Source organism: Bacillus sp. 11C (assembly GCF_055486375.1).
Map to the genome: position 1 here is coordinate 326096 of NZ_JBUPVZ010000004.1, position 26446 is coordinate 352541.

General features: G+C 43.8%; 28 protein-coding genes. 4 read left to right on the plus strand and 24 right to left on the minus strand.

What is annotated here, in order from left to right; all coding sequences use genetic code 11:
• Window positions 1-120 precede the first annotated feature (120 nt).
• From murB to ACY3LV_RS08640, 13 genes are all read right to left on the minus strand, one after another.
• Window positions 121-1032: a UDP-N-acetylmuramate dehydrogenase gene (gene murB, locus ACY3LV_RS08580; protein WP_333560469.1), complete on the minus strand. Its 912-nt coding sequence runs from the start codon at window positions 1030-1032 to the stop codon at window positions 121-123.
• Between the two features lie 31 nt (window positions 1033-1063).
• Entirely contained in the window at window positions 1064-2155 is a 1092-nt protein-coding gene (gene murG / locus ACY3LV_RS08585; protein WP_087992141.1) for an undecaprenyldiphospho-muramoylpentapeptide beta-N-acetylglucosaminyltransferase, read from the minus strand.
• A 120-nt stretch (window positions 2156-2275) separates the two neighbouring features.
• Window positions 2276-3376, minus strand: coding sequence for a stage V sporulation protein E (gene spoVE, locus ACY3LV_RS08590; protein ID WP_014663887.1), 1101 nt, complete (start codon window positions 3374-3376; stop codon window positions 2276-2278).
• Window positions 3377-3436: 60 nt separating this feature from the next.
• Window positions 3437-4792, minus strand: a complete 1356-nt coding sequence (gene murD / locus ACY3LV_RS08595; RefSeq protein WP_333517650.1) for a UDP-N-acetylmuramoyl-L-alanine--D-glutamate ligase — start codon at window positions 4790-4792, stop codon at window positions 3437-3439.
• Window positions 4793-5767 (minus strand): phospho-N-acetylmuramoyl-pentapeptide-transferase, encoded by a 975-nt coding sequence (mraY, locus tag ACY3LV_RS08600; RefSeq protein ID WP_087992144.1) that lies wholly within the window; start codon window positions 5765-5767, stop codon window positions 4793-4795. It abuts the gene before it with no gap.
• Between the two features lie 111 nt (window positions 5768-5878).
• Entirely contained in the window at window positions 5879-7363 is a 1485-nt protein-coding gene (locus tag ACY3LV_RS08605) for a UDP-N-acetylmuramoyl-L-alanyl-D-glutamate--2,6-diaminopimelate ligase (RefSeq protein ID WP_464863630.1), read from the minus strand.
• Window positions 7364-7536: 173 nt separating this feature from the next.
• On the minus strand, window positions 7537-9477 hold the full coding sequence (locus ACY3LV_RS08610; RefSeq protein ID WP_148961891.1) for a stage V sporulation protein D: 1941 nt from the start codon (window positions 9475-9477) through the stop codon (window positions 7537-7539).
• Window positions 9478-9610: 133 nt separating this feature from the next.
• Complete coding sequence (gene pbpB, locus ACY3LV_RS08615; RefSeq protein WP_464863631.1) at window positions 9611-11752, minus strand: penicillin-binding protein 2B; 2142 nt, start codon at window positions 11750-11752, stop codon at window positions 9611-9613.
• Window positions 11753-11757: 5 nt separating this feature from the next.
• Complete coding sequence (gene ftsL / locus ACY3LV_RS08620) at window positions 11758-12111, minus strand: cell division protein FtsL (RefSeq protein WP_148961893.1); 354 nt, start codon at window positions 12109-12111, stop codon at window positions 11758-11760.
• 39 nt (window positions 12112-12150) lie between these two features.
• Window positions 12151-13086 carry a 16S rRNA (cytosine(1402)-N(4))-methyltransferase RsmH gene (gene rsmH, locus ACY3LV_RS08625; RefSeq protein WP_148961894.1) on the minus strand — a complete coding sequence of 312 codons (936 nt, stop codon included), beginning with the start codon at window positions 13084-13086 and terminating at the stop codon, window positions 12151-12153.
• A 69-nt stretch (window positions 13087-13155) separates the two neighbouring features.
• Window positions 13156-13587, minus strand: coding sequence for a division/cell wall cluster transcriptional repressor MraZ (gene mraZ, locus ACY3LV_RS08630; protein ID WP_003221402.1), 432 nt, complete (start codon window positions 13585-13587; stop codon window positions 13156-13158).
• Between the two features lie 125 nt (window positions 13588-13712).
• Complete coding sequence (gene bshC / locus ACY3LV_RS08635; protein WP_464863632.1) at window positions 13713-15332, minus strand: bacillithiol biosynthesis cysteine-adding enzyme BshC; 1620 nt, start codon at window positions 15330-15332, stop codon at window positions 13713-13715.
• Window positions 15333-15401: 69 nt separating this feature from the next.
• Window positions 15402-16298: a 2-dehydropantoate 2-reductase gene (locus tag ACY3LV_RS08640; RefSeq protein WP_333560475.1), complete on the minus strand. Its 897-nt coding sequence runs from the start codon at window positions 16296-16298 to the stop codon at window positions 15402-15404.
• Window positions 16299-16455: 157 nt separating this feature from the next.
• Between ACY3LV_RS08640 and ACY3LV_RS08645 the strand changes: the two genes are divergently transcribed.
• Complete coding sequence (locus ACY3LV_RS08645; protein ID WP_087992152.1) at window positions 16456-16938, plus strand: N-acetyltransferase; 483 nt, start codon at window positions 16456-16458, stop codon at window positions 16936-16938.
• A 55-nt stretch (window positions 16939-16993) separates the two neighbouring features.
• On the opposite strand, the gene gerR is transcribed toward ACY3LV_RS08645, so the two are convergent.
• The 3 genes from gerR to ACY3LV_RS08660 form a co-directional block, all read right to left on the minus strand.
• Window positions 16994-17578, minus strand: coding sequence for a sporulation specific transcriptional regulator GerR (gerR, locus tag ACY3LV_RS08650; protein ID WP_087992153.1), 585 nt, complete (start codon window positions 17576-17578; stop codon window positions 16994-16996).
• 145 nt (window positions 17579-17723) lie between these two features.
• Window positions 17724-17903 carry a 50S ribosomal protein L32 gene (rpmF, locus tag ACY3LV_RS08655; RefSeq protein ID WP_003154457.1) on the minus strand — a complete coding sequence of 60 codons (180 nt, stop codon included), beginning with the start codon at window positions 17901-17903 and terminating at the stop codon, window positions 17724-17726.
• A 21-nt stretch (window positions 17904-17924) separates the two neighbouring features.
• Entirely contained in the window at window positions 17925-18443 is a 519-nt protein-coding gene (locus ACY3LV_RS08660; RefSeq protein ID WP_333560476.1) for a YceD family protein, read from the minus strand.
• A gap of 27 nt (window positions 18444-18470) precedes the next feature.
• Between ACY3LV_RS08660 and ACY3LV_RS08665 the strand changes: the two genes are divergently transcribed.
• Window positions 18471-18656 carry a hypothetical protein gene (locus ACY3LV_RS08665; RefSeq protein ID WP_148961899.1) on the plus strand — a complete coding sequence of 62 codons (186 nt, stop codon included), beginning with the start codon at window positions 18471-18473 and terminating at the stop codon, window positions 18654-18656.
• The gene (locus tag ACY3LV_RS08670; RefSeq protein WP_333560478.1) at window positions 18653-19900 is read left to right on the plus strand and encodes a nucleotidyltransferase; all 1248 of its coding nucleotides are present in this window, start codon (window positions 18653-18655) and stop codon (window positions 19898-19900) included. Before ACY3LV_RS08665 ends, ACY3LV_RS08670 begins: the two co-directional genes overlap by 4 nt.
• Window positions 19901-19916: 16 nt before the next feature.
• Here ACY3LV_RS08670 and ddcP read toward each other — a convergent pair whose 3' ends face one another.
• Together ddcP and ACY3LV_RS08680 are read right to left on the minus strand one after the other, a co-directional pair.
• Window positions 19917-20942 carry a protease DdcP gene (ddcP, locus tag ACY3LV_RS08675; RefSeq protein ID WP_333560479.1) on the minus strand — a complete coding sequence of 342 codons (1026 nt, stop codon included), beginning with the start codon at window positions 20940-20942 and terminating at the stop codon, window positions 19917-19919.
• Between the two features lies 1 nt (window position 20943).
• Entirely contained in the window at window positions 20944-21726 is a 783-nt protein-coding gene (locus ACY3LV_RS08680; RefSeq protein ID WP_148961902.1) for a patatin family protein, read from the minus strand.
• Between the two features lie 178 nt (window positions 21727-21904).
• On the opposite strand from ACY3LV_RS08680, the gene spoVV reads away from it, so the two are divergent.
• Entirely contained in the window at window positions 21905-23131 is a 1227-nt protein-coding gene (gene spoVV, locus ACY3LV_RS08685; protein WP_333560480.1) for a dipicolinic acid transporter SpoVV, read from the plus strand.
• Window positions 23132-23142: 11 nt separating this feature from the next.
• On the opposite strand, the gene coaD is transcribed toward spoVV, so the two are convergent.
• The 6 genes from coaD to ylbD form a co-directional block, all read right to left on the minus strand.
• Window positions 23143-23628: a pantetheine-phosphate adenylyltransferase gene (gene coaD / locus ACY3LV_RS08690; protein ID WP_333560481.1), complete on the minus strand. Its 486-nt coding sequence runs from the start codon at window positions 23626-23628 to the stop codon at window positions 23143-23145.
• Window positions 23629-23632: 4 nt separating this feature from the next.
• A complete protein-coding gene (rsmD, locus tag ACY3LV_RS08695; RefSeq protein WP_148961905.1) occupies window positions 23633-24187 on the minus strand; it encodes a 16S rRNA (guanine(966)-N(2))-methyltransferase RsmD in 555 nt (184 codons plus the stop codon).
• Between the two features lie 324 nt (window positions 24188-24511).
• Window positions 24512-24784 (minus strand): YlbG family protein, encoded by a 273-nt coding sequence (locus ACY3LV_RS08700; protein WP_015715839.1) that lies wholly within the window; start codon window positions 24782-24784, stop codon window positions 24512-24514.
• Window positions 24785-24838: 54 nt separating this feature from the next.
• Window positions 24839-25288 (minus strand): regulatory iron-sulfur-containing complex subunit RicF, encoded by a 450-nt coding sequence (gene ricF / locus ACY3LV_RS08705; protein ID WP_148961906.1) that lies wholly within the window; start codon window positions 25286-25288, stop codon window positions 24839-24841.
• 119 nt (window positions 25289-25407) lie between these two features.
• On the minus strand, window positions 25408-25647 hold the full coding sequence (locus ACY3LV_RS08710; protein ID WP_003221368.1) for a YlbE-like family protein: 240 nt from the start codon (window positions 25645-25647) through the stop codon (window positions 25408-25410).
• Window positions 25648-25662: 15 nt separating this feature from the next.
• Complete coding sequence (ylbD, locus tag ACY3LV_RS08715) at window positions 25663-26061, minus strand: YlbD family protein (protein WP_087992163.1); 399 nt, start codon at window positions 26059-26061, stop codon at window positions 25663-25665.
• Between the last annotated feature and the right edge of the window lie 385 nt (window positions 26062-26446).

A 26446-nucleotide genomic window follows, 5' to 3' on the forward strand; every position in this document is an offset into this window, starting at 1 on the left:
ACCTCATTCAAATGAAACAGCTGTTAAAAGTCTGTCTATTCCAAAACAAACGGCATACTATGATGCCGTTTGTCGTTTGCTTACAGTATATCATATGAACAGCTTCAGTCAGAACTTGAATCAGCGATTTTCGCCGATGATTTCAACCTCTGTATGCATATCAATCTCGTATTTTTCACGAATTGTCTTTTTCACATGGTCAATAAGATCAAGCACATCTTTTGCTGATGCTCCGCCCGCATTAACGATGAAGTTTCCGTGCATCTCCGAAATCTTTGCACCGCCGATTTGATATCCTTTCAAGCCTGCTTTTTCTACAAGGTTTCCGGCATGATTCGGAAGCGGATTTCTGAATATGCTTCCAGCACACGGGCTTGAATACGGCTGTGTATTTTTTCTGTAGTCTTTATTGCTTTGCATTTGCTGAACGATTGATTCCTTATCCTTCTGCTCCAGCTGCAGAACAGCTTCAAGGCAAACGCCCGGACGTTTCTGTTGCAATACAGACGTTCTGTAGCTGAAATCCATCTGCTCATTTGTCAGCCACTCAATTGTGCCGTCTTCAAATAAAATATGGGCTTTAACGAGGATTTCGCTCATATCAGAACCGTGAGCGCCGGCATTCATATAAACCGCTCCACCGATTGATCCTGGAATACCCGCAGCAAATTCCAAACCGGACAAGCCTTTTTTACTCAATGATGTAGCAAGACGGACCACTGAATAACCGCCTCCGACCGTTACTTGTTCCCCGTCAAGCTCCAAATGGTCAAGGCCTGCCCCCAGCTTAATTACTATGCCTCTGATTCCCTCATCTAAAACAAGAAGGTTTGACCCGCGGCCGATGACTGTCCACTCCACATCATATTTTTTAATAACGTCCATGATATTTTTGACAGCATCTACACTGCTTGGAATCACCAATACATCCGCAGGGCCGCCGATTTTCATCGTTGTATGATTCGCGAGCGGTTCATTTGCAAGAACCTTGCCGACTTCGCGTTCTTTTAATTCCTGTATCACTTTCTCCATCGTAAACCTCCGCATTCCATTTGCTTTTCTATTATTTTTTCAATTCTTCGAGTACGCTGTATAAACGGGCAGCCGCGTCAGGAACACCGAGTGACTTTGTCCGTTCGCTCATTTCCTTTAACGTTTGCTCATTCAGTACAATCCGGTCAAGCGCAGCAATCAGCTTTTCCCCGCTGAGCTCTGTTTCTTTCAGAACAATCGCCGCATCATGCTGGCCGAGAGATCTCGCATTGACCTCCTGGTGATTCGCTGTTACATATGGGCTTGGGATCAGAACACTTGGGATTCCGAGAGCCGTAATTTCGGCAATCGTTGTCGCCCCGGCTCTGGCCACAATGACATCTATGGCCTTTAAATACTCCGGCATTTGATGAAGAAATGGCTTGGTGACCATATTATCAGCGGCACCCTTGCTTTTCAGCTCATTCATCACTTTTTCATAGTGAACTTCACCGGTGATATACAGCACTTGGTAGTCTCTAGTTTTCAGCGCATTCTGCATGTCAATAACAGCACGGTTAATCGGTGCGGCGCCTCGGCTTCCGCCGAAGATTAAGACCGTTTTTTTCTCTTCAGAAAGCCCAAATTCCGCCATCGATCGGCCCGTCTTTATTGAGACGACTTCAGAGGCTCTCGGGTTTCCCGTAAATACAACTTTTTCACTAGGAAAATGTGATTTTGCTTCTTCAAAACAGATCGCTACTTTATTAACATATTTTGAAAGAAACTTATTCGTGATGCCCGGCAGGCTGTTTTGTTCATGGACAATAGTCGGAATTCCCATTTTCGCAGCGGCATAGACAACCGGCCCGCATACGTAACCGCCCGTTCCGATCACGGCATCAGGCTTAAATTCCGCTAAATACGATTTGCTCTTTTTTACGCCCTTCAGAAAACGCATCACAGTTTTGACGTTTTCAAATGACAGCTTTCTTTTAAAGCCTGTAATTTCAATTGAACGAAACGGTATATTCTCCCGTTCAACAATTTTTTTCTCCAGCCCGTTTTCTGTTCCGATATATAAAAATTCCACTTCAGGATGACGGCGCTGCACTTCTTTAATAAAGGCAAGAGCAGGATAAATGTGTCCTCCTGTACCGCCTCCGCTTATTGCAATTCGCATATCTCTTCCCCCAGTCTAAGTTTCTCTATAACATAGCGATAACCCTGTTTTGTTGGACAGGGTTATCGCATCAATTGTTTCTCAGGCTTCCTGTTCACAGGACGCTCGGCAATACATTCATTAATACCTCGAGTATCGGCTCACGTTCAGCAGAACGCCGACGGCCATCAGCATCAAGGTCAATGAAGAGCCTCCGTAGCTCAAAAACGGCAGCGTGATGCCTGTTACCGGAATAAGGCCCGTTACTACACCAATATTAATCATGACTTGAATGGCAATCATTGAAATAATGCCGACTGCGACAAAGCTTCCGTACAGATCAGGTGCGCCGAGGGCAATTCTGATCCCTCTCCACAGCAGGACGCTGAAGAGGAGCAAAATAAGGGTCCCCCCGATAAAGCCAAGTTCCTCTGACAATATGGCGAAAATAAAGTCTGTTTGCGGCTCAGGCAGATAAAAGAACTTCTGTCTGCTTTGTCCTAGCCCCATTCCGAACAATCCGCCGGGCCCCACCGCATAAAGCGATTGAATGATTTGAAAACCGCTGCCGAGCGGATCTTCCCACGGATTTAAGTAGGAGGTAATCCGCTTAATTCGGTATGGAGCCGATAGTACCAGTCCAACAAATCCGCTGAGTCCGATCAGCCCGAGAAAAACGAAATGGGCGATGCGCGCGCCGGCTACAAAAATCATGACAATACAAGTCCCAACCATTACTGTCCCTGTTCCAAGGTCAGGCTGGCACATGATAATCAAAAACGCTGAAAACACGATGCCAAGTGCCGGGATAAATCCCCGTCTGAATGATGTTATGTTTTTTTGCTTTTCAGAGAGAAATTTAGCAAGGAATGCAATCATCGCAAGCTTCATAAACTCTGAAGGCTGTATGCTGAATGCCCCGACCCCGATCCAGCTTCTTGAGCCGTTCCGCACCATGCCGACGCCTGGTATCAAAACAAGCACCAGGAGGAAAAAGCAAATAACCATCAATAATTTGGACCATGTCCTCCACGTCCAATAATCAACATTCATAATAAAAAACATGGCAATAACGCCGATTCCCGCAAACAGCAACTGCCGTTTCGCGAAAAAGAAAGAGTCGTCAAATTTATAATCCGCCCATACGGCACTCGCACTGTACACCATAATTAATCCGATTGTTAATAATAATAGCGTAATGATGACCAATAACAAATCAGGCGATGTTTTTTTAGTAGTCAAAGCAACCGACACCCCAAGCTTAAAGTCATTAGGGCTGCCGATTTACTTCAAGACAAGCCCTTACTTAAGCATATGCACGGCATCTATAAACATGTCACCGCGTTCTTCAAATGTTTTGAATTGATCCCAGCTCGCACACGCAGGTGACAGCAGGATGACATCGCCTTCATTTGAGAGCGCAAACGCCGCAGATACTGCTTGTTCAACATTATCGACACGTTTGACATGTTGTATTCCCATCTCATTGCCGAGCTTCTCGAGTTTCGGCGCTGTCTGGCCAAATGTAAGCACTGCTTTGACATGCTTCATATACGGTTTCAAATCGTCAAAACCATTTCCGCGATCCAGTCCGCCCGCAAGCAGAATGACCGGTTTGTCAAAAGCTGAAAGCGCCTTGGTTGTCGCCAAAATGTTTGTTGCTTTACTATCATTATAAAACTTGCGGCCTTGCACTGTTGTGACATATTGGAGACGGTGCTTGACGCCAGTAAAGCTTGTCAGCACCTTTTTGACTGCTTCGTTGGACACTCCTGCCGTTTTCACAACTGCAATGGCAGCTAAAATGTTCTCCATGTTATGTGCGCCGGGCAGCACAACCTCTTCCAGAGGAAGAATGGCTTCGCCGTTGAACATCATCATACCGTCTTTTACATAAGCGCCCTTTTCAAGCGTTTTGCTGACTGAGAATGGGATGACTTCGGCTTTTCCGTCTTCAGCCAGACGCACGACAGTTTCATCATTCTGATTAACAATGGCTTTATCTGAAGCTTTCTGATGAAGATACACTTTCTGTTTCGCTTTTTCATAGTTTTCTCGTGTATGGTGATAATCCAAATGAGCGTCAAATATGTTTAAAATCAAGCTGATTTCCGGCCTGAAAGCGTGTGTTCCCATCAGCTGAAACGATGAAAGTTCAGTAACGATCCATTCATCCCCATCAGCATGATAAGCAACTTCGCTTGCGACAGTGCCGATGTTTCCGGCAATCAGCGCTTTTTGCGAGTCAGCTTTAAGCATTTCATAAATCAGCGTTGTCGTGGTTGTTTTTCCATTCGATCCGGTAATCCCAATAAACTTGGCGTTTGTCAGGTAGTAAGCGAGCTCAATTTCCGTCCAAACCGGGATGCCTCTTTTTTCCGCTTCCTGAACCATGATATTTTCATAAGGAATGCCGGGGTTTTTGATCAGAACCGTGATTTGATGCTGATCGAACAGAGAAACAGGATGCTCTCCGCAAACAACCTCAATGCCTGCTTCAGAAAGCTTTTGCGCTGGTTCGTTTTCTACAAAAGGTTTTTGGTCATTGACTGCAACATACATGCCTTTTTCATGAAGAATAGATGCCGCCGCATACCCGCTTTTCGCGAGCCCAAGGATTAAAAAATGCTGATTCTGTAAAAATTGATCGTTTTCCACTTATAACCACACCTCGATGTAAATTCCTAAAACGGCAAGCAAAAGTCCCGCAGTCCAAAACGTCACGACGACTCTCCATTCAGACCAGCCGACAAGCTCATAATGGTGATGAAGCGGACTCATTTTAAAGATTCGTTTACCTGTCGTTTTAAAGCTGATGACCTGCAGAATAACGGATAATGTCTCAATAACGAATACACCGCCGATGATAACAAGCAGAATCTCTAATTTCGTTAAAATAGCAATGGTAACGATGGCTCCTCCCAATGCCAGTGATCCCGTATCTCCCATAAAGACTTTGGCCGGATGAGCATTAAATACAAGGAAACCCAGCACCGCACCGACAACGGCAACTGAGAAAATCGCTACGTCATATTGAGACTGATTCCATGCCAGGATGGCAAAGGCGCCAAAAGCAATCGCAGCCGTACCGGATAATAAACCGTCAAGACCGTCAGTCAGGTTAACCGCATTTGATCCGCCGACAAGCATAAAGAGCACCAGGATAAAGTAAGCCCAGCCAAGATCAAATGATAAATCAGTTCCAGGCACGCGAATATCCGTCGCGAAATTGTAGTAATGGTAAACGGCATAAAATACAACCGCAATGATAATTTGTCCGATCAGCTTTTGCTTTGACGTCAATCCAAGGTTGCGCTTCATGACGACCTTGATGTAATCATCTAAAAAGCCAAGCAAACCGTAGCCGAGCGTAACAAACAGAAGCAGCACCATTTCCGGGCTTATTTCTGAAAACTTCTGTGTCATCACAATTGTTGTCACAATGATAGAAAGTATGATCATGACCCCGCCCATTGTCGGCGTCCCTGATTTTTTCTGATGTGATTTCGGTCCTTCTTCTCTAATACTTTGGCCGAATTTTAATCTTCTTAAAAACGGAATAAGAATTGGAGAGAGCAGAACACTAATTAAAAACCCCATTAAAATTGTAAACAGAATGACTTGCTCAAGCATTGTCCTTTTCTCCTCCTGTTTCTTTCAAACGACATACGTAGTTATCATATTCATGATCTTTTTCCATATGAAAAATCTTTTCAAGCTCCATTATGCAATAACATCTCTTTCCTATGAATTTGTCTTATTCTTATTGAGTTCGACAATCGCTCTCGCCGCCACTTCAGCATCGTCAAAATCGAAGGTTTCGTTTCCGATCTGCTGATAGGTTTCATGCCCTTTTCCTGCAATGAGAACAACATCGCCTTTTTTGGCATTGGCAATCGCGAAAAAGATCGCTTGCTCGCGGTTTGCAATGCTATGGTAGTATGCATTCTCTACTCCAGCTTCCATATCTCTTAAAATCGCGCGGGGATCTTCGCTTCTCGGGTTATCTGAAGTGAAAATCGGTTCGTCAGCCAGCTCCGCAGCGATTTTAGCCATTTTCGGGCGTTTCGTCTTATCTCTGTCTCCCCCGCAGCCGACAACGACAAAAAGCTTACCTTCTGTCATGTCTTTGCATGTCTTCAGTACATTTTCAAGGCTGTCCGGCGTATGCGCGTAATCAACAATGACTGGAAACTCCTGCTGCTGATTAACCAATTCAAAACGGCCTCTTACGCCATGTAATTCTTCAACCGCTTCAGTGATCGTTTCAAACGGTATGCCTGCTGCAATACATGTTGCAACAGCCGCCAGCACGTTATACACGTTAAACTGTCCGACGAGCGACATTGTGATATGTTTAGTGCCTTTGTTTGTCACAAGATCAAATCTTGTGCCCTGTGCCGTGATATTGATGTTCTTCGCCATCACATCAGCGTTGTTTTTTATTCCGTATGTACAAATATGCGCTGCGGTCACCTTTTCAAAATAAGCGCTCGCCTCATCGTCAGCGTTCAGTACGGCACGCTTTGGATGTTTATGGTCGAAAGCCCCGCCAAGCTGAGAAAAGAGCAGGCTTTTCGCCTGTCTGTACTCATCCATCGTTTTATGATAGTCCAGATGGTCCTGCGTTAAATTCGTAAACACGGCAATATCATAATCACAGCCATGAACACGACCTAAAGACAATGCGTGAGAAGAAACCTCCATGATGGCAGTGTCAACTTGCTTGTCATTCATTTTCTTAAACGTTTTCTGCAGCGTGACGCTTTCAGGTGTCGTGTTTTTAACGGGAAGTGTTTCTTCGCCGATTTTCATGTACATTGTGCCGATTAAGCCTGTGCGTTTTCCCGCTTTTTTCAGAATCTCATCGACCATGTGGGTCGTTGATGTTTTTCCATTTGTGCCTGTGATCCCGATCAGCTGAAGCTTCTTTGTCGGCTGTCCGTAAAACGCATCAGACAAAACGCTGAGCGCTCGCAGTGACTGCCGGACAATAATGACAGGCACATCCACATCAAGCTCTCTTTCTGCCACAATAGCCGCTGCGCCGCTTTCTGCTGCTTTTTGCGCAAAATCATGGCCATCCACCGTATACCCTTTTACACATACAAAAAGACTCCCTTTCTTTACTTCCCTGGAGTCCATCTCAATTGAAGTTATTTCAGGGTCTTGTGAGTCGTTTACAGAAGGTTCGGTTGTTAAGTATGTAAGCAGCTTTGTCAGTTTCATCGTATCAAACCTCTCAACATTCTAATTCGTTCTTTTTATCATTGAAGTCACGTCAATTGATGTGATAATGATTTTAAGCATACAGTTCATATTTTAGCGTAAATAAAAGGATACATCCAGCTAATCTTGAAAGATCATAGCATTTTTCTGCAATAAAATATAGGCAGCCCGAATCAATCGGCTGCCTCCTTTTCATCCTCTTCAGTCAAATAAACGCGTATCTTTGAGCCCTCTTTTACTTTCGTTCCGGCAGCTGGCGATTGTTTCACGATTTTGCTTCCTTTCCCGGAAGCATCGACATTGAGATTCACCAAAAGTGACTCAAGTTCTGAGACAGACATCCCTACAACATTCGGAACTTCTACTGTTTTTGTGTCGTTCCATTTGTATTTTTTCTCGATTTGATTTTTCCGAGGCTTGACACCAATCTCAGGCAGGCTGTCTCTCATAATATTCCCAACAATAGGCGCTGCAACCGTTCCGCCAAACTGAATCGTGCCTTTTGGGTTATCCACCGCGACATAGACGACAAGACTCGGATCGTCAGCCGGCGCGAAACCGATAAATGATACAACATGGTTGTTTTCAAGGTATTTTCCATCTTTAACCTTTTGTGCAGTTCCCGTTTTTCCGCCGACACGGTATCCTTCTACAAATGCGTTGCGGCCGGTGCCTTCTGCGACGACACTTTCTAAAGCATAGCGGATTTGTTTGGAGGTTCCCTCTGAAATGACTTGTTTCTTGGCGATTGGCGATTGTTTTTTAACCGTTTTTTTCGTTACAGGGTCGATCCATTCCTTTGCAATATAAGGTGTGTAAAGCGTTCCTCCGTTTACAGCGGCAGATACGGCTGCAACCTGCTGAATCGGCGTGACAGATACCCCCTGCCCGAAAGCCGTAGTTGCTTGTTCGACCGGACCTACTCTGTCAAGCGGGAATAAGATTCCTGTTCCCTCACCTTGCAGATCAATTCCTGTTTTTTGGCCGAAACCAAAGTCTTTGATATATTTGAAAAGCTTATCCTTGCCTAGGCGCTCGCCCAATTCAACAAACCCCGGGTTGCAGGAATTCTGTACAACTTCTAGAAACGTCTGCAGCCCGTGCCCGCCTCTTTTCCAGCACCGCAGTCTCGCTCCATCCACTTCCACATGCCCTTTATCATAAAATTGATCACGTTTCAAATTTACTTTTTGCTCTTCAAGAGCTGCTGCAAGTGTAATAATTTTAAAGGTAGATCCCGGCTCATACGTGCTCCACACCGGCAGATTCCGATTGTAGACGGACGGATCGACTGATTGATAATCAGCAGGGTCAAAGTCAGGCCTGCTGGACATTCCCAATATTTCTCCGTTTTTCGGATTGATGGCCACGGCAATCATACCGTCTGGATGATATTTAGCCTCAGCGTTATCAAGCTCTCTTTCCATTATCGTTTGAACCTTTGAATCAACTGTCAGCTTCATATCAAGCCCGTCCTTAGGCGGAGTATAGTCGTCCGCTTCATCAGGCATCTTCTTCCCTTTGGCATCTGTATAAAACTTAACAGAGCCCTTTTCCCCTTTTAAATCATCATCGTAATAAGCTTCTAGACCAAGAAGACCTTGGTTGTCAATTCCGGCAAATCCAAGCACATGAGATAAAAAGCTGCCGAACGGGTAATGGCGGATACTGTCCTCCGCAACATACACACCTTTTAAATCGAGCGCTTTGATTTCTTTCGCCTTTTCATTTGAAATCTTTCTCCCTTCAGGAGTGATCTTTTCGATTGACGTTTTTTTGGTCACGTGCTTATATACTTTTTCTTCTGACATGTTTAAAACCGCCGCAAGCTGCTTGCTCGTTTTCATCGGATTCTGAACTTGGCGCGGCACGACGAATACGGTCGGCGCACTTTTGTTTGTTGCGAGCTTCACACCGTTGCGATCAAGGATCTCGCCTCTTTCCGGCTCGAACGGCAAATTCCTGCTCCAAGAATCCTTTGCCAGCGAAGTCAGTTTCTCACCCATCACAAACTGAACATACCCCAGCCTTGTATCAATGATCAGAAACACGATCACGCCAAAAAGCAAAACAAATAATAAACGTTTTCTAACCGTTACATTCGAGACGCGCAAGAGACCGTTCACTCCTTATTTAAGCTTGTTTCATTTTATGCCTGAACTTGGACAAGTAGAACGATGCTCCTCTGAAGGTATAAAAAAAGAAAGCCTGCATAGTAGGGAAATCCCCGGCAAGCTTTCTATCTTTTTAATCAGGGTTTTTAAACGTCACCTTGATTACGGTTTTGTCTTTTATTTCTTTGTCTTTCTTAACGCTTTGGCTGACAGCATAGCCCTGTCCGCTTACTTCAATGTGAATTCCCGCCAGCTCGGCGTACTGAAGAACCTCTCTTCTCGACCAGCCTGTCATATCAGGCATTTTGATTTTACCGCCCGTTTTCAGGAAGACCTTCTGATTGGTCAGAACCTCCTCATCCGCTTTCGGATACTGTTCTTTTACAGCAACATCACTGCCAATGACAACCGGTGTAAGATTCTCTTCTTTTGCTTTCTTTTGAGCACCGGCTACCGTTTGGTCTGTTAAATCAGGCATCGTCTGCGCTTTTGTTTCTTCATTTTCCGAGTCAGATTTTTCAGTTGGTTCGATGTTCAGGTAGTGCAGGCTGTTTTTCATTGTTGGGTTGAAGATTTCTGATACTGGATCTGAACTGCTTTGCCCTGCTTTTAACTGCGGCTGCTGTACAGCAACATAGATTAAAAGCTCAGGGTCATCTTTTGGCGCCATACCCATAAACGAAAAGATATAATTATCTGATCCGCCTAAATATCCGCCTTTACCTGCTATTTGTGCAGTACCTGTTTTTCCGGCAACATCAAACCCTTCGATTTTATAGGGCTTCCCTGTTCCGATTTTCGATGTAACGACTTCTCCCAAAATATCTCGCACCTTTTTCGCAGTGCTTGCAGAAATTGGAGTTCCAGCTGATTCAGGCTTATTTTGATAAACGGTTTTATCTGTATCTGGATCAACAATATGGTCAATGACATACGGTTTCATCATTTTGCCTTCATTCGCAATTGCTGTTGCGGCCTGAAGCTGCTGAATCGGTGTAACAGCAGAAGCTTGTCCATATGCGGTTGATGCTTTATCAAATTCATACTTAAAGTTGATTTTACTGGAGACTTCTCCAGACAAATCAATACCTGTTTTTTGATAAAAGTTGAATTTGTGTAAGTACTGATTGAGGCGGTCGTAACCCAGCTTTTCTTTCGCCAGTTTCGCAAATGCAACATTCGACGATCTTAGGACGCCGTCATGATACGTTGTCGGCCCCCAGCCTACACCCTGATTATGATCCTTCACAGGTTCCCCGCCAACTTCAAACGTACCAGATTTGTATTTTTCATTCGCATTAAACACATTTTCCTGCATCGCAGCAGCAAGTGTGAAAATCTTCATCGTTGATCCGGGTTCATATGCATATGAAATCAAATCATTATAGTAGTTTGTCACATCGCGGGTGTTCGGATCAAAGCTTGGGCGCTGTCCCATGGCAAGCACTTTGCCCGTTTTCGGATCGACGACTGCTGCCATGATTTTTTTCGGATTGTATTTTTTCGCCACTTTTGTCATGCTGTCTTCCAAAAAGGTTTGGATTTTCTGGTCAATGGTTAAATAAACATTGTCACCATTTTTTGGTGCTGTAATTTTATTTTTGCTGTTCGGGAGCTCCCAGCCGGATTTGTCGCTTTCATAGGTCACATATCCGTCCCGCTCCTTCAAATACTTATCCAGCACTTTTTCTAGTCCCATCGCGCCGGAAATTTCATTTGTGTCTTCATCAACCTCGGCATATCCTACTAGATTGGATGCAAAAACACCATTTGGATAGTAGCGTTTGGTATCCCGTAAAAATGAAATGCCCGGGAGTTTCAACTTTTCGATTTCTTTCTTTTGCGAATACGTAATATCCCGGCCCGCTGAACCGAACTCCACTTGCTTTAAATCCTTGTTTAAGATATCAAGGATATCAGCCTTGTCCATCTTAATCTCTTTAGAGAGCGCTTCCGCCGTTTTTTCTTTGTTTTGAACATGCTGAGGATGCTTTTTATCAGTGGTCATTTTTTTATCAAGAACGGCAATCAGCTTATACGTCGCTGTATCTTCCGCAATCACTTTACCGTTTCGGTCTAAAATCGAGCCGCGGCTTGCTTCGATGGGCCGTTTCTTTTCATGCTGCTCCGTCGCTTTTGTCGCAAGCACCTCGCCATTCGCTTTTCCGGTTATTTGAATATATACCATTCTCCCAAGGATAACAAAGAAAAAGAGAGCGAAACAAATACTTAGAATCGCTGCTCCTCTATTCATAAATTTATTCTTTTTCGGCATTTGAATCATTCCTGTATGTTTTTCACTTTTTTATCTTTTAAATTCAAGCCGTTCTTTTCCGCAATGTCCATAATGCGCTGCGGTTTGCTTAAATCAGCAACGTTTTTTTCGAGGTCACCAATTTGCTTATTTTCGGATGAAATTTGCTCCTCAAGCTTTTGCACCTCAATATTGGTTTGATATGCCGCATACGCCTTTGATACGATTAAAAGCGATACGCTGAGCACCACCGCAGCAAAGAGGACAAGAAGCACTTTTTCTCCGAGAGTAATGGAAGCCCTTTTCTTGACAATCACTTTTTTCTCAGGACTGATCGCATGCCGCTGCTGTTTCTCTGGTTGGTAAGCTAAATTGCTCATAGGCTGATGACCTCCTTTTTATTTTGCGTTTGTGTTTCGTTATTTTCTTTTTTCGGCAATCCGAAGCTTCGCAGAACGTGCCCGGTTGTTTTCTTCAAGCTCTTCCTGAGATGCCGTAATCGGTTTTCGCGTGATGAGTTTAAGTTCTGGTTCAAACTCTTCCGGTATGACAGGAAGACCCGGAGGAAGTTCCGGAAGTGACGACTTTTCTTTAAAAGTGGATTTACAAATTCTGTCTTCGAGCGAGTGGAAGGTGATGACTGATACCCTTCCCCCTGGTTTCAGAACCTCTATTGCCTGCTCCAAAGCCTCTTCAAACACCTTAAGTTCATCGTTCACGGCAATTCTGATTGCCTGAAACACGCGTTTAGCGGGATGTCCTCCGCTCCTTCTCGCTGGAGCGGGAATCGCGTCTTTTATTAGATCGACCAGTTGGCCCGTAGTTTGAATAGGAGATTTGATTCTTGCCTCTTCAATTTTTCTGGCGATCTGTTTGCTGAACTTCTCTTCGCCGTATTTAAAGAAGATACGGACGAGATCCTCATAGCGCCACTCATTAACGACTTCTTTCGCCGTAAGCGTGGCCGACTGGTCCATCCTCATGTCCAACGGTGCGTCATGATGGTAACTGAATCCGCGTTCCGGTGTATCCAGCTGCGGGGAGGACACCCCTAAATCAAATAAAATACCGTCTACTTCAGTAATACCTTGTTCATTCAAACATTCTTTTAAATACCTGAAATTGCTTTTCATCAGAATGAGCTGTCCTTTATAATCGGACAACGCTTCTTTGGCATGCTCTAATGCCGTATCGTCTTGGTCAAAAGCGATTAAACGCCCCTTCTCGGATAATTGCTGCAATAAGTATGTACTGTGCCCAGCTCCGCCGAGTGTGCAGTCTACATATGTACCGTCCGGTTTAATATTAAGCCCGTCTACGGTTTCACGAAGAAGTACTGTTTTGTGTTGAAACATATTGTGTTGGTCCCACCTTTTATCAGGATGAATTGAAATTGTTTTTAGAGTGTTATACACGAAGAATCATTATATATCAAACCCAATCATGTTTTCAGCAATTTCAGCAAATGAATCTTCTTGCTCTTCTGTGTATTGTTCCCAAATTACTTTACTCCACAATTCAATTCGATTAGAAACCCCGATAACAACACATTCTTTTTCCAGTTTGGCGTAATTCAATAGAGATGATGCGATATTTACCCTGCCTTGCTTGTCCAGTTCGCATTCGGTCGCCCCTGAAAAGAAGAAACGGGTAAACGCGCGGGCATCTTTTTTAGTGAGAGGAAGTGCCTTTAGTTTTTCTTCAATTTGTTTCCATTCGTGCATAGGGTAGCCGAAGAGACATTGGTCAAGCCCTCTGGTCAGCACAAACTGCTCGCCAAGGCCTTCTCTAAATTTAGCGGGTACGATCATGCGGCCCTTCGCATCGATGGTATGCTGATATTCACCCATAAACATGATCTCTGGCCCCACTTTCTCTCCTAAACTCACCACTATCCACCACTTCTCTCCACAACTTCATTTTACACTGTTTACCCATAAAAAAAAACCCTGAACTAGTCAGGGTTCTTTAAAACTTTATTTCAAAGTTTGACAACTTGATGTTGATTTTGAAAAGAAAATGGCAGATTCTTGAATGATGTGAAGAATTTTGGACCGTACCTGTTCAAATAATACATGATATTCCAAATTCGCTCTTGCGGCGCAAGCAACGGCTTAATGCTATTTTGGATTCTCTCATAATCCTTCAAGACGCAGCCTTCTTTTTCTTCAATTCGTTTCGTCACTGTCCGCTCTAAAAATTGAAGCTGATCCTGAATAAAAGCGGCGTTCTTCAGGAGTAAAGGTTCCATGCTTTGATCAACCTTTAACGCCTCGTTCCTTACCGTTTTGTGAACCGCTTCAATTTGGCTTTTCGCCTGATCCATCACCGCGGTAAACTCTTCCGGAATCTGATGCTCAAAGTATATCTCTCTTTGATTCTCCGTACCGCGTTCAATCGCATCTTGTAATGAGATATCCCGTTCAAGCAATTTTTTCTCAATATGCCGTTCAAGTATCGTAATATTCAGCCTCGGCATAACCGGAGGCATTTTAAAGCCCATCACCGTAAAGGCCTGTTTAAGCTCACCCCAGTAGTTAATTTCTCCAGGCCCTGCAATAAAGGCTAAAGTCGGAATGAGGTATTCCTGCATTAACGGTCTCGTTACAACATTATTGCTGAAGCGCTCAGGATGTTCTTCTATATGTGTATAAAGTTCATCCATCGTCCATCCCATATCAAGCTCATTGATGACAAAACGGCCGTTGTCTTTTCCAATTAAAAAACGCTCTTCTTCATATTCATAAAACAGATTCGCCTGCTCTTTTCCGGACTCGATAATCGGCTTGTAGCCTGCTTCACGCATGAAGTCCTGTTGGTCTGAAACCGCGCGGGCGAGTTCATCATTTTCCCGGAGAATCTTTTGGAACATGGCCGTTTCAAGCTTTTTAATCCCCGGATCTCCAGAATTTAATAAAACTAACCCCTCCTCTTGGAACAGATCCGCGATCAGCAGTTCAAAGAAATCAGTGAATGTAACAGATTCACTTAAACATCGCTTCACATTGTCGAGAAGTGTATTCGTATGGTCTGTTTCTTCAAAAGCGGCAAATACACCATCTATCCATGCGGCGCATTTTTCCTGATCAAGAGTTGTGCTCGCTGCCGAAGATTTCTTCCAATAAGACTGGGGCAGCTTTGTTTTCACAGGACCATTCTCTTCAGATGTATGGACAAAATTAATCTCGTCCAAATCGTGGTCTTCTCCGGCCACCCAAAAAATCGGTATGACAGGCACTTGCAGCTGCTTTTCTTGTTCCTTTGCTAACACAATGATTGAAATGATTTTATGTATAGTATAAAGCGGTCCTGTTAAAAGTCCTGCCTGCTGTCCGCCGACAACAGCGGCGCTTGACGGATCCTTCAGCTTCTCAATAGCAGACTGCATGGCACTTGAACCGAATTTATGATGGTAAGAGGATAAGTATGCCGCCAACTCCTCTCTTGCGAAAAACCGGGAGGATAAGTCCTTCAGTCTGTCGCGCCACATGTCCTTATGATGAATGCTGTAATCAAAAAAAGAAGACATTTCTTCTTTGCCATCTATATAGTGCTGTACAAACACATTCTGATTTTTGATGGAAAGTTCAGTTAGCTGCATCTTCTAGAACTTCCTTTCTAAATAAATAGTTAGTTATCCGAAATGAGTATAGCATGTTACAGAAAAAGCTCAAAAGACTTTGTTTGTATTTCGCTCCAAAGCTTTAATGCTCCCGTATAAAAACTCGAGGTGGACAGCATCAAGGCCGCGAATGCTAGCTTCCTTCAATAAATATCCGATAATGGCGTCAGCTTCCGTCTGCCGGCCTTCGATAACGTCAACCAGCATAGAAGAGCGGTTTTCTTTCGTTTGCCCGCAAACGGCCCGAACCCTCTCCCAAGCCTCTTCTTCGTTTTCAAGCCTTAAAATGCGGGACGCCTCCTGAAAAACCAGCTTCATAAAAGCGAGATAAGCCGGCGTTGTCAGCAGTTCTCCATTTTTCACCTGCAATAACGCGGTTAACGGATTGATACAAGCGTTAACAATCAGCTTGCCCGTCAACAAGCGGTACCAATCCGCCTCATAACGAATCGGAAAATCCGAATGGTTATGCTGAAACAAAATGTTGAGCCGATCTGGTTCAGCGTCATCGAACGCGCTCCATTTTATCGCACCCAAACCCGTATGATCAACAGCTGTATCTGATTTCCTAACAGCTCCGTGCTCAACAATTCCAACATAAATGGAATGGCCAACGCGCCATTCTTTCAAGTCGTGGATATGCCCCATACCGTTTTGCAAAAATAATATATTCGTTTTCCTGATCCGTTCAAGCGACGGAAAAACAGACTGGAGCTGATGCTGCTTTACTGTCACGACAATCAGATCAAAATCCGAATTGATACTCGTGTCCGCACTGCAATCAGCGCTGAATTCTTCTCCGTCTTTATCCAGCTGGATCCCTTCAGACTGAATGGCCGCAGCCTGCTCTTCCCGCCTCGTCACAACAGTCACCTCGTGATACAGTGACAAATAATAGGCGCATAAAAGACCGACAGAGCCTCCGCCGATAATCCCAATTTTCATGTTGTCACACCCAATTAACATTTACGTATTATCATAGCAGAAGTACGAACAAATTACTTCTCAAAGGTTCCGTGTGCTTAAAATTAAAGTTTTAATATTTGGATTTTTTAAATAAAGCGTTTACAATATATGTAGAAACAACAAAGGGGGAGATTGCATGGTAAAGGTAGAACGTCTGCTCGTCAACTATAAAACGCTTGAAGAATTCAAGAAGTTCAAAGAATACGGCATTCAGGAGCTTTCAATGCTTGAAGATCTTCAGGATAATATTATTGAAAATGACAGCACTTCGCCTTTTTACGGGATTTATTTTGGGGATAAACTTGTAGCTCGAATGAGTTTATATCAAGTTAATGGCAAATCGAATCCTTATTTCGACAATCATCAGGATTATTTGGAGCTTTGGAAGCTTGAGGTTCTTCCGGGCTACCAAAACAGGGGATACGGGAAAGCGTTGGTTGAATTTGCTAAATCATTCAAAATGCCGATTCGGACAAATCCGCGAATGAAATCAGCGGAATTTTGGAATAAAATGAACTTTGAAACTGTTAAATATGATATGGCGCGGGACAAAGGGGAAAACCCGCTCATCTGGCACCCTGATATGGATCAAGAAATGACACCGGGAGAATCTGCATAGAAATAAAAACAACCGGCCTATTCACACTCTACGGCCGGTTCATTTCAGGCGTTTATTACGTTTCTTGAGCCTTTTTTTTCATTCTTCCGTCTTCCTTAGAAACAACCATTTTTCTGGCCCGGTCCATAATATCGATCAGCGCCTTGTAATCCTCTTCTGTCATCTCTAGCTGGTTCCTCAATGTTTGATTTTCACTCCGTAAATCCTCAAGCTCCTTTTGCAGCGATTGGATTTGCCTCTTCAATTTTTCCCTTTCGAGCTGAAATTCATGTGCAGACGGCGTTTCTTTGAATTGTTCGAGAAATTGAATGACATCCTGAATGGACAAATCTCGTTTTCCTTCTGTTGACGCTGCCGCGGCGGTCTGCTTTACGGAATTCGGCAAATTGACCGAATGAACGCCGATTTGTTTTCTAAGTTCTTTCCTCTGCTTTTTCGCAAGCTCTATGCCTGATTGGTATTGTTTTCTCACATACGAGTTCCACCTGAACCCACAGGCTGCTGCGGTTCTGGTCAGCGCTCTTCCAACCTCCTCAAAGGCTGATAGCTGTGTTCCTCCCTCTCGAATATGGCGAAGCACCACTTCTGCCAGCAGCAAATCCTCATCCTGAGTCCAAGCATCTTGTCTTGTAATGGTCAAATTTAATCTCCCTCCATGTCAGCTTATTTATCTCATACATATGCCGGTAATAGATTAGATAGACTATTTGCACTTACAAATTTTCCGCAAGCTGACAGGAAGAGAAAAAGAAAAAGCGCAGGGCTTTCACCCTGCGCTTTTCTTATTAGTTACTTTTTACATTTATGTCTTTGCCGTTGTATGATCCGCATGCTTTGCATACACGGTGAGACAATTTCATCTCTCCGCATGACGGACATTCTGTCATACCAGGTACATTAAGTTTGAAATGTGTACGGCGCAATCTTTTCTTCATTTTAGAAGTTCTTCTAAAAGGTACAGCCATTATTCCCACCTCCTTAAAGAGTTAAGATTCATCATCTTGTTTTAAGAGCTTTTCGAGGGCTGCAAGTCTCGGATCAACTTGATTCTTCTTGTCTTCCTCTGAAATGACTTGCCAGTCCTTTCCTTCTTGAGGAGCAGCTCCTTTTTCTTGTTCAGATTCACAAAAGATTTGCATAGGGATTTCTAAAAGAATTTCTTCTTTCACGATCGGAGTTAAGTCGATAGTATCGTCCTCAACAATGTGAACGTCATCATCTTCTATATCATCCGTCTGATGAAATATAAACAGTTCTTTTGTTGAAATTTCAAATGGATACGCAACATCAACGAGTGTTCTTGAGCATGGCAAAACCATTTCGCCTGAAATCGCAAAATCAAACGAAACCTGTTTCGATTTAATATCCGCTCTGCCCTTCACCCGAACGGGAGAAATGCGGCGGATGTCAGAATTCAACTTTGTCAGCTCATTTAACTCAACTGTTTCATCAAACTCAAAACTTTGGTTTGGCATTTGATGCAGCTGATAAATCGTCCATTTCATTTGTATCACCTCATGAAAGCAACAAACATGATTATAGCTTTTAAGATTGTTTTTGTCAATATTTTTTCTTTACAGCATAATGCTGCCATTCAAGTATCGTTGACAGCGGTATATGCGATGCATACACTTAGAATAAAAATAAGACGTAAGAGTTTCCATTTGCAAATGTACCATACGTTTTTAAACATAGCAAGAAAGGCGGAAAAAATATGAAAGCTGTCGGATTGGTGGTTGAATATAATCCCTTTCATAACGGTCACCTTTATCATGCCCAAACAGCAAAGCGGCAAACCGGATGTGACACGGCTGTTGCTGTAATGAGCGGACATTTTTTACAGCGCGGAGAACCGGCTGTAGTGTCAAAATGGGCCCGAACAAAAATGGCGCTGCAAAGCGGAGTCGATCTTGTCATTGAACTGCCTTATCTTTATGCGGTGCAAAAAGCGGAGATTTTCGCACGCGGCAGTGTTTCCATCCTGAACAAACTTGGATGCGAGGCGCTTTTTTTCGGGAGTGAAAATGGTGATATTAAGCCGTTTATAGAAACAGCAAAGCTTATTGATGAGCATAAGCATACATTTGATCAGTGTATCAAAGAAGAACTTAAAAAGGGGGCCAGTTACCCAGCCGCGGCAGCTATCGCCTTCAGATCCATTTTACATACAGAAAATGCGCTTGATTTATCAAAGCCAAACAACATTCTGGGATATCATTATGTGACTTCCATTCTTTCCGGGGGATATCCAACGAAACCTTATACCACAGCGCGCATTTCCTCGGACTATCATGATGCCGACCTTCCTGAAGGCGAAAACCATATCGCAAGCGCCACAAGTATCAGAAAAGCGATGTTTGAACAGAATCTTGAAGCCTGCCTTCGTTTTCTTCCTGGTACATCCGCAAGTGAATTAGCACATTACCGAAAATCTTTCGGATTGTGGCATACACCTGAAAGCTATTTTTCTTACTTAAAATACAGTCTGTCGACTGTCACCGCACAGGAATTACAGCACGTATACGAGGTGGAGGAAGGCTTAGAACACAGAATTCTTCGTTCGATCAGAAAAGCCAGCTCCTATCAGGAATTTATGGAGCTGCTGAAAACAAAACGTTATACGTGGACAAGGCTCCAGCGGATGAACACGCACATTCTAACCAGAACGAATAAACAAGATATGCACAAGCTGCTTAACGACGAAAAGGTGCCTTATATCAGGCTTCTCGGCATGACGAAAAAAGGACAGGCTTATTTATCGGAAAAGAAAAAAGTGCTGTCTGTTCCGCTTGTAAGCAAATTGTCCTCTTTCTCCCATCCAGCTCTCGATCTGGATATAAAAGCAAGCAGAATCTACAGCCTGCCGATAGAAGAACCGCTGAGAACTGAGTTTGACCTGCAGGAATACGGACATGCACCAATTCGATATGACGAAGATGAACAACGTTTTTTAAATATATAGAAAAAGCACCTGAGTATCAGGTGCTTTTCGCTTTCAGCTTATTCAAATAATCAATCGCGTCTTGCATCGTATCAATAGGCACAATCTTCATATCTGAATCAATATCTTTTGCTGTTTTCACTGCGTTTTTATAATCGGAATTGCTGGCGCCGTTTTGATTTGGGGCGAAGAAAATGTCTTTTCCGGCTTTGTCCGCGGCGACGACTTTCTGATCGATGCCGCCGATCGGGCCTACTGCTCCGTCAACATCAATGGTACCGGTTCCCGCAATCTCGTAGCCTTTTGTTTCGTCTGGTTTTGTCAGCTGATTATAGATTTCCAGAGACATCATTAACCCTGCTGACGGGCCGCCGATATTTTCGATTTCAAAATCAATATCGGGCTCCACTTTTACGTTTCTGTCCGTATAGAGCGAAACTCCGATGCCTGCCCGTTCCGGCTCATCAGGAAATTGTTTTAATGTAAGGGTGATCATCTTTTCTTTTTCTTCTCTTTCAATTTTTAACCGGACTTTATCTCCCGCTTTTTTGCTGCTGATATAATCAATCAGCTTTTCAGCAGACTGATAGTTTTTGCCGTCTGCGCTAATAATTTTATCACCGACTTCTATTTTCCCTTTTGCGGGCATGTTTTCTACAACTGAGCTAGCGTATATGCCGTTAAAGGAATAACTGACTTTTTTTCCTGCCTTTTGATAGGCCGCTATGACGGCATTTTCTTGCGAGCTTTTCATCATTTGGAGCTGCCTTTTCATATACTCCTCATCTGATTCGCCTTCTTCCTTGATGCTTTCATCAGGAACTATTTCATAATAAGAGTGTACCTTCGCCCACACATATGTAAACGGATTAGCCGGTCCCACTTTGACAGTCATTAAGGACAGACTACCTGTTTCCGGGTAGCCTCCCTCCACTTTTATCAGTGAAGCAAGCTCTGTCGCTTCTCCCGGTTTTGTAATATAGTATGGAAGTTTTACAAATGATAAAACGGCAATCAGAATGAGGATGACAAGCATCCAGCTAAAATGTTTTTTACGCAGCAAATTATGAGCCCTCCCAATTCTCTATTTCTTTTTTGATCTTGCTGATCAATCGGTCTGTCGCTTCCTCGCCTGCCGATATCATTGCTTCAATATTAGCAAACGAGCTGGAGCTGTATGTTTCAAGAGAAGGGCGAATCATGATATCCGCGGCAATCGTTTGATGTCGCACCAATTCATTTTGCAGTATATCCATACTTTGCATAATCACATCAAAAATATGCGCCGCCGTTTCGGTTTTTCGAACTCTGGAGACATCCGAAGCGATGATAATATCAGCCCCCATGTCTTTGACAACAGAAACCGGGATTCGGTCGACGACCGCGCCGTCTACAAGAAGCCGTCCGTCCAGCTTCTGCGGAATAAAGATACCTGGTATGCTGATGCTCGCCCGCACCGCATCTGACACCGAGCCCTTGCGGAACACAATCTTTTCTCCTGTCTGTAAATCACACGCTACAATGCCCAGCGGGATTTGAAGCTCTTCAATCGGTTTTCCGAATGTATAAGCATGCACAAGCTGCCTGACGCGATCGCCTTTTAAAAAACCGAGCCTCGGAACCGTATAATCAGCATAAAGCCGCCGTTTAAAGGCTTTAGCGACTTTCTCCATCGTTGCCACATCGTGGCCGGCGGCATAGAAACTGCCTACCAAAGCGCCCATGCTGCTCCCCGCAATCATATCCACTTCAATTTGGTGCTTATGTAAACTGGAGAGCACACCGAGATGAGCGAGCCCCCTGGCCCCTCCCGATCCTAACGCTAACCCGATTTTAGGTTTAACCAAAGCGTTAACCTCCTGCCTGAATTCCCTGTATACCGAATTCTATGGTCTAAACTGAACCCCTATGCTCGTATATTAGTACAAAGATTCAAAGGACAGGTACTGCTTGGCCGTTTCGTGTCATACATATTTTATCATGATATACATGTGATTGGGCATTTTTAGCATCGGGGAGGTAAGAATGAACTTGTCGAAGATTCATACACTTTTAATTGCTTCGTTTTTTCTTTTTTTAACAGCGACTGTCATCTCACATCCGCAGGCCTCATTCGAAGCCTCTAAAACCGGGCTTTCTATGTGGTGGGAGGTTGTGTTTCCGTCATTGCTGCCATTTTTCATTCTGTCTGAACTCTTAATCGGTTTTGGCATTGTGCGGTTTGTCGGTGTTTTGCTTGAGCCTTTTATGCGGCCGATCTTTCGCGTGCCGGGTGTCGGCGGCTTCGTTCTTGCTATGGGAATGGCATCAGGAAACCCAGCGGGAGCAAAACTCACTGCCCGTCTGCGGCAGGAAAAACAGATTTCAAGAGTAGAAGCAGAACGGCTTGCGTCGTTTACCAATTCTTCAAATCCGCTCTTTATTTTTGGCGCTGTTGCCGTCGGTTTCTTTCAAAACGCGTCATTGGGCATATTATTAGCTACCGCACACTATTTAGGGAATCTGGCTGTCGGTTTAACGATGCGTTCCTATGGACGCAAAGAAGAGCAGCATCTCAGAAATAAGAAAACGATTCCTTTTCCTTCGATCAAAGATGCTTTACACGCTCTGCATACCGCCAGACTAGCGGAAAAACGGCCTCTGGGCAAAATTTTAGGCGACGCCGTGACATCTTCTGTTCAAACGCTTCTCATGGTGGGCGGGTTTATTATTTTGTTTTCTGTCTTTAACAGGCTGTTATCCGTGGTGCAGCTGACTGATATTCTGTCTGTATTCACAAAAGGCGCGCTAACCTTGTTTCAGCTTCCGGCTCAATTGGACATCCCTCTATTATCAGGAATGTTTGAAATCACGCTAGGAAGCAAGCTTGTCAGCGAAACAGACGTTACTCTTCTGCAACAAGCCATTATCGTCAGCTTTATTCTCGGGTTTAGCGGCTTTTCTGTTCAAGCTCAAGTGGCAGGTATTTTATCGGAAACCGATATCAGATTTAAACCATTCTTTATCGCACGTTTGCTGCAGGGCGTTTATGCCGCCGTCTTCGTCATGCTTTTATGGAAACCTCTATACACGGCATGGAATGATCCATATCAGTATGTTTTCAAATCTCTTCATAGCGGAGAAATGCCAACAGCACTTATAAACGGCTGGAATCAGCTGGTGCAGATTGGACCTGTTGTCACATTATGCGCACTGTTTACGTACATTATCATTTGTTCTTACAGACTGACAAACGGCACAAAAAAAGGATGAGTCAAAACCCCTCATCCTTGTCTGAATTTTTGCTGAAGCGCCAGCTCTACTTCCGGCGGCACAAACTCTGATACAGTGCCATTGTATCTTGCCACTTCTTTGACAATGCTTGAACTTAAAAACGAATATTGATTGTTTGTCATCATAAAAAACGTTTCAATGGATTCATCAAGCACACGGTTTACAGATGTCCCCTGCATCTCGTATTCAAAATCAGACACCGCTCTCAAGCCTCTTAAAATCGCTTTCGCATTTTTTCTTTTTGCATAATCAATTAATAGCCCTTCCGACGTTTCAACTGTTATGTTCGAGATGTCTTTTGTCACTTCTCTCAAAAGCTCACACCGTTCTTCTACACTGAACAAAGGTTTTTTTGAAGAATTATTCAACACACACACATACACTTGTTCAAAAATATGCGCCCCGCGTCTGATGATGTCCAGATGCCCGTAGGTCACCGGATCAAAACTGCCGGGACAGACAGCTATACTCGCCACAACACTACCCCCTCTTTTTATAAATCGCTACACCTGTAAGCCCATAGGTTTCTTTTCTTGTCATCACAAGATCTCCTACGGCTTCGGGAAGCTCGACCTCTCTGTCATGCTCAGTAATGATAAAGCCGTCTTCTTCCAGCATTTGATATTCGTCAATCATCGTTAAAAGCGCTTTCAGCTTTTGTTCCTTATACGGCGGATCAAGAAAAATGCCGCGAAAGGCAGTTTCTCTTTTTGCAGCAGCGTGCAAAGCCCGTTCCGCATCATTGCGGTATACCTGTGCATGTTTTGTAAGCTCCAGCGTTTTTAAATTTGATTTTACCGTTTGAATCGCTTTAAAATCACGGTCAACGAATATACAATGCTCAAACCCGCGTGAAAGCGCTTCGATTCCAAGTCCTCCGCTCCCCGCGAATAAGTCCAGTCCCCTGCCCCCATCAAAATAAGGGCCGATCATATTGAAAATGGATTCCTTCACTTTGTCGGTTGTCGGTCTTGTTGATGTTCCCGGCACGGCCTTTAGTGAACGGCCTTTTTTTGATCCAGAAATTACTCTCATATTCCACACCACTTTTTCTAAAAGCTATTTTGTTTCTTTGTTCGGCCGGACGCCGCTATGTACATAGAAAAAAATCAATCCTATCTTAACATAAAGCATTCTTGCAAACAATGAACGTAATCTTGTTAAAACAGGTGTATAGGCAGACTGCTCCTTGTCCATACTATAAACAACAGCATCTAGAGGATGTTGTTGCCAACCGCGGAGAAGACTTACGTTTCCCCATAAGTTCTTCCTCCGGTTTCTCCTCTCCCTTTGCCTTCTCCTTAACTTGTTAAGGAATAGAAGGACCCCGCAGAAGCCTGCGGGGATTTTTTTATAGAGCTATATGCCGATTTTATAATCGTATTCTTTTGCTTTATCAAGCTTTGACTCGAATTCCAATTTTAAAAACGGTTTATAAGAAGGCTCCACTTTTTTCACAAACGAGTAAGAAGCGATCTTGTCCATTGTTTTTTCAATTTGATTCATATCGCAATACAGCACGACATATTTTAAGCGTTTTGATACATAGTGCACATTTCCGAACTTCCTCAGCATTTTGCTTTGTTTTAGGGAATGCAGATACACAACCATACCCTGGCGCCTATTCTCCAATACAATCACCTGCCTGATTTCTCTTATATGTAAAAGACGAGACGGCCAGTCTCGTCAGGACACTTTGCATCCGCAGCCTCCGCCCGAACCGCAGCCGCCTCCGCACGAAGACAAACCATCAAAATAAGGGTTCCCAGTCGGAACTTTAACATGCTCTGAAACAGCTGTTCCAATCTCGACGCTAACCTCATCAAGAATAGACTGGAGCTCATTTTCAGCTCTCTTGAAGTCAGCCACCTTATCGTTCAGATCCAGCTCCCGCTTGATCTCCCTCATTTTCCGGGATATTTCTCTATAGTCAGGATGATATTTGCCAAAACGCTGTACATCCTCATACTGCTCTTTTATTTGGATAAAAGAACGAATAATCCGCCCTGCCTCTTCATCTTCCTGGAGACGCTTGTAACAATTGCGGTAGTTCTCAGCCGTCTCCGACTGCAGAATCATCTCGGCAAGCTGCTGAGCTTCACTTTGAAGCCGCACGGATTCCATCGTCGCATACATAACACGCACCTCCAGTTGTTAGTTTACCATGAAACCAGCCAATTGGAAAATCCTTAGCCGAAGCCTGAAAACAATCTCCCTGCATTTACAGCATGAAAAAAGACCCTCTTTCGGGCCTTTCAATCTTTTGTCCGCATCGCTTGAAACATTTGCATCATCATTTGCGCCATTTGAATCCCATTCGTAAACTGGTTCACCCGGTGCGGTATGGTTTTTTCATAAAAGTTCATCATCTCAAGCTGAAAGGAGGACAGATCATCCGGTTTTCTCGAAAGCCTGCGGTACCATATCGGCTGTTCTCTGATGAATCGTTTCCGTTCTTCGTTTGCTGAAATAAATTCCTGAACCTCTTTGCGCATATAAGCTCTCCTTTTTTAATCCTTTCGAAAAGAAAAAGGATGCTGTCCAGAGCCTGGCTGAGATTGCTTTTGGCCGCTCCCGGAAAATGTATGAAGAAGACTTTGCAATGATGAAATTGATTGGCTCATTTTATTGATTTGTTCGTTCATTTGATTGACATCCATTTTTTTCACCGCTGTTACCATTTTAGAGACAAAATCATTTTTTTCCGCCGTTTCTGGTACAGCATTCGCACCTTCTTCCGGTTCCCGATACGGATCCCAAATCGGGTCGCTCTCCCCGAAGAGGACCCAATTTTCATAGACGTCCTGCCAGCTTCTTTGTTCTTTACGCACTTCTTTTATCAGCTTGGGATGCTTTTTGACGAATTGTTTAAAGTCATTGATTGAATGATTGGCGTGTTGGTTCGCCACAATCCTCACCCCCTCCGAAAATGATACCTACTACAATGTATCGTTTTGTGAGGCATTGTGTTCGCCTATATTCACACCAATATCTTCATTTATTATCACAGGGAGCGTAGAGCAATTTGAGAGTCAGAATACCGCCGTTCTGCTCCGTTTTTTAAATATCGCACAGATGGCTGCTATCAGATGGAATGTTTCTAGATTTGCTCCAATACAATAAAGGTGATCGAACGCAGGAAGAGTATCGGCCTCCTCTGTACCATCACATCCAGACCAGCCGATTATGTAGAAATAAAAAAGCCGCGGAACCAACCGGGGACTGACCCCATAAAATGAGACAAATAAAAAACACCTTCAAGTTTGAAAACGGATCGTTGTTATCCGACATTAG

Coding starts and splice junctions, on each gene's coding strand:
- murB (WP_333560469.1), bottom strand. CDS start 1,032: ATGGAGAAAGTGATACAGGAATTAAAAGAACGCGAAGTCGGCAAGGTT.
- murG (WP_087992141.1), bottom strand. CDS start 2,155: ATGCGAATTGCAATAAGCGGAGGCGGTACAGGAGGACACATTTATCCT.
- mraY (WP_087992144.1), bottom strand. CDS start 5,767: ATGCTTGAGCAAGTCATTCTGTTTACAATTTTAATGGGGTTTTTAATT.
- ACY3LV_RS08605 (WP_464863630.1), bottom strand. CDS start 7,363: ATGAAACTGACAAAGCTGCTTACATACTTAACAACCGAACCTTCTGTA.
- pbpB (WP_464863631.1), bottom strand. CDS start 11,752: ATGCCGAAAAAGAATAAATTTATGAATAGAGGAGCAGCGATTCTAAGT.
- ftsL (WP_148961893.1), bottom strand. CDS start 12,111: ATGAGCAATTTAGCTTACCAACCAGAGAAACAGCAGCGGCATGCGATC.
- rsmH (WP_148961894.1), bottom strand. CDS start 13,086: ATGTTTCAACACAAAACAGTACTTCTTCGTGAAACCGTAGACGGGCTT.
- mraZ (WP_003221402.1), bottom strand. CDS start 13,587: ATGTTTATGGGTGAATATCAGCATACCATCGATGCGAAGGGCCGCATG.
- bshC (WP_464863632.1), bottom strand. CDS start 15,332: ATGCAGCTAACTGAACTTTCCATCAAAAATCAGAATGTGTTTGTACAG.
- ACY3LV_RS08640 (WP_333560475.1), bottom strand. CDS start 16,298: ATGAAAATTGGGATTATCGGCGGAGGCTCTGTCGGTCTTTTATGCGCC.
- ACY3LV_RS08645 (WP_087992152.1), top strand. CDS start 16,456: ATGGTAAAGGTAGAACGTCTGCTCGTCAACTATAAAACGCTTGAAGAA.
- rpmF (WP_003154457.1), bottom strand. CDS start 17,903: ATGGCTGTACCTTTTAGAAGAACTTCTAAAATGAAGAAAAGATTGCGC.
- ACY3LV_RS08660 (WP_333560476.1), bottom strand. CDS start 18,443: ATGAAATGGACGATTTATCAGCTGCATCAAATGCCAAACCAAAGTTTT.
- ACY3LV_RS08665 (WP_148961899.1), top strand. CDS start 18,471: ATGATTATAGCTTTTAAGATTGTTTTTGTCAATATTTTTTCTTTACAG.
- ACY3LV_RS08670 (WP_333560478.1), top strand. CDS start 18,653: ATGAAAGCTGTCGGATTGGTGGTTGAATATAATCCCTTTCATAACGGT.
- spoVV (WP_333560480.1), top strand. CDS start 21,905: ATGAACTTGTCGAAGATTCATACACTTTTAATTGCTTCGTTTTTTCTT.
- rsmD (WP_148961905.1), bottom strand. CDS start 24,187: ATGAGAGTAATTTCTGGATCAAAAAAAGGCCGTTCACTAAAGGCCGTG.
- ricF (WP_148961906.1), bottom strand. CDS start 25,288: ATGTATGCGACGATGGAATCCGTGCGGCTTCAAAGTGAAGCTCAGCAG.
- ACY3LV_RS08710 (WP_003221368.1), bottom strand. CDS start 25,647: ATGCGCAAAGAGGTTCAGGAATTTATTTCAGCAAACGAAGAACGGAAA.